This window comes from Streptomyces sp. NPDC054849 (genome assembly GCF_053610945.1).
Genome location: NZ_JBSGZI010000024.1, coordinates 80756 through 90262, shown reverse-complemented (window position 1 = coordinate 90262; position 9507 = coordinate 80756). Strand labels below are relative to the sequence as shown.

The following is a 9507-nucleotide window of genomic DNA, read 5'->3' as shown; positions in this document are numbered from 1 at the left end:
TGCGCCCGCGCCGCCCGGGACACCGCCGCCGGGGAGCGCCGGGTCCACGGGCGGCGGAGGGGCTGCGGGCAGCGGGCTCTGGCCGCCGAGGGGACCGGGCAGCACCGCGCCGGCCTCCGTCTTCATCTCCCCGGCGGCCGAGTTCACCTTGGGGGAGAAGCCGAACCAGAGCGCGGCGAAGGCGACCGCCCCGGTGACCAGCAGCCCGCCGGCGAGCAGCAGCCAGCCCGGGAACACCGGGCACTGCTCGAAGTCCCCGGTGAGCTCCAGGTTCCCGGCCTCCCCGGACCGGCGTACCGTCACGGTCGTGCGGTGTGTCTCCGGCCGGCCGGTCCAGGAGATCTGCTGGGGCCGGATCTCCAGGTCCGCGAAGACCGCACGGCCGGGAGCGATCTGTACCGACTGGGGGCGGATGTCGAAGGCGAGCCGGCCGGACTCGTCCCGGGCGGTGAGGGAGGCGGTGAGCGGGGTGTTGCCGAGATTGTCGACGGCGATGGCGGCCCGCCCCCGGAACCGGGCGACGAGCCTCGGCGGCACCAGCTCGGCACGCAGTTCCGTGAAGGGCGCCACGGTGACACGGCCCTCGAGCACGTCCCGGGACTGCGGGTGTTCGCGCGGTTCGACGAACACACCGTACGGAGCGGGGCCGGCCGGTGCGTCCGACGTGCGGGGCGGCGCGAAGGTGATCTCGGCGGTTCCCTCGCTGCCCGGGTAGAGCCGCAGGGTCTCCGGTTCGATCCGGGCCCACCCGGCCGGGTCGCCCACGATCGAGAGCCGGTATTCCTCCACCGTGTCCCCGGTGTTGCGTACCCGCAGGCGGGCCGTGCCCTGGCCGCCGGGGTCGACGGCCACGGCGGCCGGATCGAGAGTGGTCCACATCGTCATGCGGGAAGGCTAGGTCGCGGGAGGCCCGCGGCCGGTGCCCGAAAGTACCGGACCGGGGGCACGCCCGGCTGCCCGAGCGGACACCCGTGCACAGGCCCGTGCAGACACCGGAGGTGTCAGCGGTCGGGCGGAACGGTCCGCTGCGTGGTCGGCTGAGCGGCCGTCGGTGTGGTCGGCTGAGCGGCCGTCGGTGTGGTCGGCGGTCGGTGGGCAGGGCTCGCGTCACCCGCGAACGCGCGGACCAGCGGATGGTAGCGGTAGCTGTCCGATGCGCCGGGCAACAGCAGCCCGGAGTCGACGAGTTCGTCGAGTGCGTCCGCCGCCTCGGCCTCGGGGGTTGCGGTCAGGCAGGCGACCTCGGCGTGGCCGAAGCCGTCGGGCGCGGCCGCCGCCGTGGCGCGCAGGGCCCGTGCAGCGGCCGGGGTCAGGAGTTCGCGGGAGCGGCGGAACCGGTCCTCCAGGGCCGTGCCGTCCGCCTTCAGCGCCGCGAGCAGGCCGGGTCCGTCCAGGGACGCGAGGGCGGCCGCAGGGAGACCGGGGTCCAGTCCCAGCCGCCGGCCGGCCAGGTGGAGGGCGAGCGGCAGCCCGGCGCACCGGCTCACGAGTGCGCGCAGCGCCGCGGTCTCCCCCTGCGGGCGGCGGGGTCCGGCGACCGCGGCCACGAGCTCCAGGGCGGCCCCGTCGTCGAGTTCCCCTACGTCGACCAGCCGGGCACCCGGTACGACGAGGCCGCCTCCGGCGCAGGTGACGAGCGCGGCGCACCCCGGGGCCCCGGGCAGGAGCGGCAGCAGTTCGGCGGTGTCCCGGGCGTCGTCGAGGATGACGAGAACGCGCCGCCCGGCCAGCAGGGACCGGTAGAGCGCGGCCCTGGCCTCGAGCCCCTCCGGCACGGCCGGGCCGGGGACGCCGAGGGCGCGCACGAGCCGGGCCAGCGGCTCGGCGCTGCCTCCGCGCAGACAGGCTCGGAGCACACCGTCGGGGAAGGAGGCCCGGACGTGCTCGGCGACGTGGTCGGCGAGAGCCGTCTTGCCGATGCCCGGCATACCGGTGAGGACCACGAGGGGCACGGCCGTGGCGGTGCCGGTCAGCACCCGGGTGAGGAGGGAGGTCTCCGCCGCGCGGCCCGTGAAGGGGACTGGGGAGGAGGCGGATCCCCCGCATGCCGCCGGGTGGGGAGGCGGGGTGGCCGGAGCGGACGGGGAGAGGGAAGAGAACGCGGGGGCGGGCTGGGTGCCCCGCTCGGACGAGGGTTCCGCCCGCCCGGGAACACCGGGTCCGGGCGGTCCGGAACGGTGGTGCAAGCCGTCGGCGCGGGCGATGGTGAGGTCCACGGAGCGGTCGATGGTCAGGTCCCCGGCGGCGCGAGCGATGGAGCGGTCCACGGCGCGGTCGATGGAGCGGTCGTCAGCGGTGCGGTCGACGGAGTGAGCGACCGGACGCGCGCCCGCGCGGCCGGCCTCTGCCGTCAACCGCCTCTGCAAAGCGGCCAGTTCGGGACCGGGCGGCACCCCGAGTTCGAGGTCGAGGATCTTGCGGGTGACCTCGTACACCGCCTGCGCCTCGCCGGACCGGCCCGCGCGGTGCAGGGCCAGCATGAGCAGTCCCTGGGTCCGCTCGCGCAGCGGATGTTCCGCGGCGAAGGCGCGCAGGGCGGCGACGGCCGCGATGTCCCGGTCCAGGCCGAGTTCCAGGGCGCCGTGGAAGTGGTCCTCCCGCGCGGTGAGCCACAGCTCGGTCAGCCGGTCCCGCTGAGCCTCGGCGTACGGGCCGGGCAGTCCTGCCAGCGGTGTGCCGGACCAGAGCCCGATGGCGTCTCCGAGGGTGCGGTAGGCCTCGCCGGTGGCACCTGCGGTGCGCAGCCGGGCCGCGGCGGCCAGTCCCCGCTCGAACTGGTCGATGTCCAGCACCGGTTCGTGCAGCCGCAGGGCATAGCCGTCGGATGCGGACACCAGCAGGCGGGCCGGTGCGCGGGCGGGCCGGTGGGGTTCGAAGAGGGCGCGCAGCCGGGACACGTACGTCCGCAGGGTGCCCACGGCGCGAGGCGGCGTCCGCTCGCCCCAGAGCGCATCCAGGAGTTCGGCCATGGGGGCGGTCCGGCCGCGCCGCAGCAGCAGAACGGCCAGCAGTGCCCGCTGCTGGTTCGACCCCAGTGCCAGCTGTGCCCCGCCGGGTGCCCGGGCGGTCATCGGCCCGAGCAGCCGGAACCGTAACCCGGCGGCCTCTCCGGTGCCCTGTTCCTGGCCCACTCGCGCCCCATTCCGCCGCACAACGGTCGAAGGGAACGTTACTTCGGCCGCACGCCGGATGTACGGGCGGGCAGCCCGGGCTGCCCTCGACACCGTCCGCCCGGCCCTCCCGGCGGGGTACCGGGATACGGGAAGGTCGGTTTGACCAGCGGAAACCGATGACCTCACGGGGAGGCCCGCCATCCATACGCACGAGACGCCGCAGCCCGGCCGGGACGGCGGAGACCGCACGGCCGCCGAGCAGCACGTGCACGGCGCCGGCTGCGGCCACCCCTCGCCGCTGCAGCGCTCCGTCGTGCACTCCGTCCTCGCCCTGCCCCACCCCGTCCCGTAGGAGATCGACCGCATGCCCAACTACCTTTCCCCCGGTGTCTACGTAGAGGAAGTCGCCGGTGGGTCCCGGCCCATCGAGGGCGTGGGAACCTCCGTCGCCGCCTTTGTGGGGCTGGCGCCCTTCGGGCCGCTCAACGAGCCGACGCTGGTGACCAACTGGTCCCAGTACGTGGCGGAGTTCGGTGACTTCACGGACGGCTGTTACCTGGCGCACTCCGTGTACGGCTTCTTCAACAACGGCGGCACGGCCGCGTACGTCGTCCGTGTCGGCGGCGCCCCGGTGGGGGCGGCCGCCGTCGCGCAGCCCGCGGCCGTGGCGACCGCACCGCAGGGCTCGACCGCCGGCGAAGCCGTCGCCCTCGGCGCTTTCACGGTCGCGGCCCTCACCGCGGGCGGCGGGACGAGCGGCGGGGCGAGCGGCGGGACCCTCACCGTGGTGGTCCAGGACGTGGAGGGCGAGGGCGGCGGAGCCGACCGCTTCAAGCTGCTGGTGAAGGACGGCGACACCGTCGTCGAGGACTTCGACGTCAGCGCGAAGAAGTCGGCGCGCAATTACGTCGTCACGCAGATCCGTCAGCGCTCCAAGACCATCGTGGTCGAGGAGGCCACGCCGGGCGTCACACCGTCCCGGCCCGACGCGCAGACGCTGACCTTGGTGCCGCCCGCCTCCGCGGTCACGCCCGCGCCCGCCGCCGCGAGCCGTGCGCCGGCCGCCCCGGCGGGACGGCTGGAATCGGCGCAGTTCATCGGCGACTCCGCCGACCGCACCGGCTTCGGCGGCCTGGAGGCCCTGGACGAGGTCAACATGGTGGCCGCGCCCGACCTGATGGCCGCATACCAGCAGGGCCTCATCAACCTGGAACAGGTCAAAGCCGTTCAGCTCGGCATGGTCGCGCACTGCGAGCTGATGGGCGACCGGATGGCGGTCCTCGACCCACCGCCCGGACTGAACGCCCGCGACATCCGCAAGTGGCGTATGGACGTGGCCGGTTACGACTCCCGATACGCCGCCCTCTACTACCCCTGGCTCAAGGTCTTCGACCCGTCGAGCGGTCAGACCAAGGTGGTCCCTCCGTCGGGCCACATGGCGGGAGTCTGGGCGCGCAACGACGCCGAGCGCGGCGTGCACAAGGCCCCCGCCAACGAGATCGTGCGCGGCGCGGTCGACCTGGAGCTCCAGATCACCCGCGGCGAGCAGGATCTGCTCAACCCCGTCGGTGTGAACTGTATCCGCGCCTTTCCCGGCCGTGGCATCCGCGTCTGGGGTGCCCGCACCCTGGCCTCCGACCCGGCCTGGCGGTACCTCAACGTGCGCCGCTACTTCAACTACCTGGAGGAGTCGATCCTGATCGGCACCCAGTGGGTGGTGTTCGAGCCCAACGACCAGGCCCTGTGGGCGCGGATCCGCCGCAACATCTCGGCTTTCCTCGTCAACGAGTGGCGCTCGGGCGCACTGTTCGGGCAGCGGCCCGAGGACGCGTTCTACGTGAAGTGCGACGCGGAGACCAACCCCGTCGAGTCCGTGGACCTCGGCCGCGTGGTGTGCGAGATCGGCATCGCCCCGGTGAAGCCGGCCGAATTCGTGGTCTTCCGCCTGGCCCAGTTCTCGGGCGGTGGCGGCGAGCTGGAGGAGTAGGCCCCTCACCCACCCACCGGACGGGCCCGGCGCCCGCCGGTCCACCCGACAACGCAGACACGCAGACACGCACAAGGAGCAGCCCTGTATGTCCCTTCAGCCCGGTGACGCGCTCACCTCACACAATTTCGGCCTCCAGATCGACGGCGTGATGGTCGAGTTCCTCCAGGAGGTCAGCAGCCTGTCCATGGAGCAGGACGTCATCGAGTACCAGCAGGTTTCGGCGGACGGCCGCCCCGTCATCAAGAAACTGCCCGGGGTGAAGAAGGCCGGGCAGTGCTCGGTGACGCGCGGTGCCACCCAGTCCAGCGCGTTCACGGAATGGATCAGCGCCTCGATCAACGGCGACATGGGCTCCGCCCGCAAGAACGCCACGATCATGATGATGGACTACCAGGACAAGCCGGTGCGCCGGTACAACCTGCGCAACGCCTGGTGCTCCAAGGTGGAGGTCAGCTCGGTGAAGGCCGGCGCCGCCTCGGCGCTCACCGAGCAGGTCACCATCACCTTCGAAGAGCTGGTCATCGAGTAATGCGGCGCCAGGGACCGGGGCCGGCACCGGGTACCGCGACGGTGGACGCGCAGGCGTCGTCGTCCGGGGCGGCCACCGGCATGAGTACGGACGTACGGGAGCCGCTGCGCACGGAGTTCGAGTTCGAACTGCCGCGGGGCTTCGTGGACGAGTCGGGGACGGTACACCGCAGCGGCGCCATGCGGCTGGCCACGGCCCGCGACGAACTGGTCCCGCTGCGGGACGTCCGGGTGCGGGAGAACCCGGCGTACCTGTCGGTGGTCCTGTTGGGCCGGGTGATCACCCGGCTGGGCACGCTGGCCATGGTGCACGACGGGACGGTGGAGAACATGTTCGCCTCCGACCTCGCCTTCCTCCAGGACTTCTACCGGCGGATCAACGCCGAGGGCCACACCCGGGCGGCGGTCTCGTGCCCGCACTGCGAAGGGGCGTTCGAAGTCGAGCTGGCCGGGAGCCGCCTGGGGGAATCGTGACGTACGCGGCCGACGTGATCGAGGAGGAGACCGCGTACCTGGCCTACCACTTGCACTGGGGCATGGACGCGATCCTCGATCTGGAGCATGCGGACCGGCAGGCGTACGTACGGCGGGTGGCGCAGTTGGTGGAGCCGTAACGGCGCGACGGCGTTGCGGCGGAGAGACGTAGCGACGTGGAGACGCAGCAACGTCGCTGGACACGGGGAAGCGGAAGGAAGGGGAGGGACATGGGCCTGTTCGGTCGGCGCCGACGAGAGCGCGCGGAAGCGGCGGGGATCGCGCCGACGGCCGTGCCGGGGCCGGGGCCGGGGCCGGTGTCTGTGCCTGCGCCGGTGCCTGAGCCGGCGGACGGCGGGTGGGCGGCCACGGCTCCGGTCCAGCGGGTGCTGGGAGTACCCCGGTTGACGGCCGACCGGGACTTCGCGGCGTCACTGGCCACACGGCAGACACTGGCCTTCAACGGGGGCCTCGGGCACGACGTGGCCTCATCGGCCCCGTCCGGCCTCCTGCTCGACGCCGTCACCCCGATCCCCACGGGTCCGACCCCACTCCCCGTCTCGCCGACCCTGCAGCGCCTGCCCCTCGCGGGACCGCCCGCGCAGTCACCGGCCCGAACGCGCGGGACTGTTCCGTCGGCTGCCCAGGCTGCGGCGGATGAGCCGGTCCCGGCCGCCGCGCCGACCGGGGCGGGTGGGTCGATCGCGACGGCTGCGGGCGTGCCGACCGACGCGCCCGTGCCGGGCGTGGTGTCGGCCACATCTGCTGGTCCGGTCCCGTCCCCCGGCCCGGTACAGGCGACCGCGTCCACGCCTGCCGGTCGCCCTACGCCGATGGCTGCGCCGGCCCCGAAGGCCGTGCCGAATCCGGCCGGCGGGTCGTCACCGGCGCGGGGGTCCGCGCCCGCTGGTGCCTCGGCGCGGGGAGTGGTGGCCGACCCGTCGGGTGGGCAGGCCCCGTCCGAGGCGTCGGTCCCGAGGGGCGGTTCTGCATCGGACGCGCGGGATGCGTCCCGGGCGTCGGTTCCGGCCGGGTTCCCCGGCCCGGTTCCGTCGGTTCCCGTCGAGGCGGCCGCCCCTGCCGCGGCCCCTTCTGCACCGCCGCTTCCGGCGACCGCCCCCGCCGGGGGCGAGCCGCACGACGTTCCGGTGCCGGCGCCGACGCAGCCGGTTCAGGGCCGCGCCGTCCCCGGGACGGTCGACACCGCGCCCCCGCACCGTGCACAGCGCACCGCTCCGATGTCCGCGCGGCCCCTGTCCGCCCCCGCGCTGCGGCCCGCGGCCGTGTCCGCGCCCGTCCCGGGCTCTGATACCTCCCACGCCACAGCCGCGACATCGGGCCCGCTGTCCGGAGCCGGATCCGCCGCGGCTGCTTCGACACCCGTGGTCGGATACGCGGATGCGGGCACACCGGTGCGCCCCGTCGCCGCCGACACGCCGAGGACCTCCGCGGACTCGCCGCCGCCAGGCCTTCCGGCCCCCGCGACGCGCGCCGTTCAGCGTGCCTTCCCCCCGATGGAACTCGGTACGGGTACCACCCCGGGCCCTGCTCGCGACCACACCCCGGAGACTGCGGACCCGGCACGGACGGCACCCCGGACGCCCCCCGTGACCCTGCCGGCCCCGGCCACGACACCCCTCACGACCGCGCCCGCCGTGCAACGGCCCGCCGGGCCGGAGGCGGCACCAACCGCTGCTCCGGTGGTGTCAGCACCTGCCGCTCCGCAGGCCACCCCGCCTGGTGCCGGCCGCAGTAAGCCGTCCGCCGTTCCGGAAGCCGTTTCCGGGCCCGTGCCGGCGGTATCGGCCACGACGGGCCACACGGTCGCCCCCGCCGTTCAGCGCGCCATCGTGCCGGGGGCCGTACCGCCCGCTGATCCGGTAGCGGCGGAGCCCGTCGCTTCGCAGGCCACCTCGCCTGGTCGCGGCGTGGCGTCCGCCGCACCCGGAGGGGTTCCCGGCGCCGCTCCGACACCTGTGCCCGCTGTTCGACGCCCCACCGCGTCGGCAGCGCCTCGTACGGAAACCGTTCCCAGCCCCGTGCCCTCCGCCTCTTTGCCCGCCGGGCCTGCTCCGGCCGTGCCAACGGGTCCGGTCGCACCTGCCGTTCGGCGGGTTGCCGGGCCCGCTGTTCCTACGGGGGTGGCCGCGCCCGTGGTTGCGCAGTCCGCGTCGCCGGGCGCTGGTCGTCGTGTGCCTTCCGTCGTACCGGCAGCGGATTCCCCCGCCGTCGGGGCAGGGGCAGGGACCGCGGCCGTGACGGCTGCCCCCGCCACGACGCCCCGCGCCGTCGTGCCCGCTGTGCAACGCGCCACGCGGACAGCGTCCCGTACGGAAACCGCGCCGGGCGCTGCGCCCCTCGTACCCTTGCCTCCAACGACCCCGGTGGGCGCCCCGGGGGGCGGGCCGACGCCCGCAGTGCCGCAGTCCTCCCCGGCCGGCGCCGGTCACGGCGTATCACGGGCCGGTTCGCACGCGGTTCTCCCCGCCGCCGAGGCCGGGGCCGGGCTCGCACCCGGCCTTCCCCCCGTCACCGCGGTGGCGGCGGCGGCCCGTGCCTCCGCCGTCGTTGCTTCCACCCGGACCGGGATGCCGTCCGGGCCCGCCGTCCAGCGCACCCTCACCGCGCCGTCCTCGCCCTTGACCTCCGCGCCCCGGCCCGTGGTGCCGTCGCGGACGGTGTGGCCCGTCGGCGCCCCAGTCGTCCCCGTACCCGTTCCTCCCCCAGGGGCGGGTACGGGGACCCACGAACCGCCCACCGGATCCGCTGCTCCGATCCCGGGGGCCCCTGACGTCCCCGTACCCATGGCCGCTTCCCCCAGGCCGGGTACGGGGACACGCAAGCCGCTCGTACGGCGTGTCCAGCGCGCCACGGCGGAAGAACCGCAGTCCAGGATGCGTCGGCCCCTGATCGGCGCCCCGATCAGGCCGGCCCCCGCCTCCGAGCAGCCGCCGCCGTCCACACCCGCGCAGGTACCGGTACCTGCCCCGGCCCCGGTCCCGCTTCCGGACACCCGCCCGGTGGCCTCACAGCCCCTCCCGTCCGTACGGATTCCCGGACCGCCGATCCAGCGGGCACCCGCGGCTCCGGTCCTGCTGGCCTCAAGGCGCCCGATCGTCCCGGCGGGGCCGCCCACGGAGCCGAGCCCGCCTTGCCCCGCCGCGCCCGCCGTGCTGCGCCGGACCACGGCCGCACACGCCGGTGCCGCACCCCTTCCGCTGGCCACGCTCACCCCGTTCGGCCCGCACACCCCGCCGACGGCCGGGCACGCATCCGTACCGTCCCCGGTACCGCAACCCGCACCCGCACCTCCGGCCCCGCCGAGCTCCGCACCCCTGCAACGGATCCTCACCGCGGGCACACCCGTGCCCCTCCCCTCGACCCCCGTCGCGCCGGCACATG

6 protein-coding genes are annotated in these 9507 nt (G+C 74.9%); 4 read left to right on the top strand and 2 right to left on the bottom strand.

All coding sequences use genetic code 11. The features are described 5' to 3' along the window. Both ACWGIF_RS14025 and ACWGIF_RS14020 read right to left on the bottom strand, forming a co-directional pair. Positions 1-885 (bottom strand): COG1470 family protein (locus ACWGIF_RS14025; protein WP_453495959.1); only part of this gene is annotated, 885 nt, incomplete at its 3' end. Between the two features lie 116 nt (positions 886-1001). Beyond that, positions 1002-3131, bottom strand: coding sequence for a BTAD domain-containing putative transcriptional regulator (locus tag ACWGIF_RS14020; protein WP_453495957.1), 2130 nt, complete (start codon positions 3129-3131; stop codon positions 1002-1004). Positions 3132-3477: 346 nt separating this feature from the next. On the opposite strand from ACWGIF_RS14020, the gene ACWGIF_RS14015 reads away from it, so the two are divergent. From ACWGIF_RS14015 to ACWGIF_RS14000, 4 genes are all read left to right on the top strand, one after another. Continuing rightward, positions 3478-5100, top strand: a complete 1623-nt coding sequence (locus ACWGIF_RS14015) for a phage tail sheath family protein (protein WP_453495954.1) — start codon at positions 3478-3480, stop codon at positions 5098-5100. 88 nt (positions 5101-5188) lie between these two features. Continuing rightward, complete coding sequence (locus ACWGIF_RS14010) at positions 5189-5632, top strand: phage tail protein (RefSeq protein WP_453495951.1); 444 nt, start codon at positions 5189-5191, stop codon at positions 5630-5632. Between the two features lie 80 nt (positions 5633-5712). Continuing rightward, positions 5713-6105: a hypothetical protein gene (locus tag ACWGIF_RS14005; RefSeq protein WP_453495948.1), complete on the top strand. Its 393-nt coding sequence runs from the start codon at positions 5713-5715 to the stop codon at positions 6103-6105. Further along, the gene (locus ACWGIF_RS14000) at positions 6102-6245 is read left to right on the top strand and encodes a hypothetical protein (protein ID WP_453495945.1); all 144 of its coding nucleotides are present in this window, start codon (positions 6102-6104) and stop codon (positions 6243-6245) included. The genes ACWGIF_RS14005 and ACWGIF_RS14000 overlap by 4 nt, the downstream gene beginning before the upstream one ends. Positions 6246-9507 lie beyond the last annotated feature (3262 nt).

Bases quoted from the DNA above. Each gene is read 5' to 3' on its own strand.
- ACWGIF_RS14005 (WP_453495948.1), top strand. From the start codon at position 5,713: ATGAGTACGGACGTACGGGAGCCGCTGCGCACGGAGTTCGAGTTCGAA.
- ACWGIF_RS14015 (WP_453495954.1), top strand. From the start codon at position 3,478: ATGCCCAACTACCTTTCCCCCGGTGTCTACGTAGAGGAAGTCGCCGGT.
- ACWGIF_RS14010 (WP_453495951.1), top strand. From the start codon at position 5,189: ATGTCCCTTCAGCCCGGTGACGCGCTCACCTCACACAATTTCGGCCTC.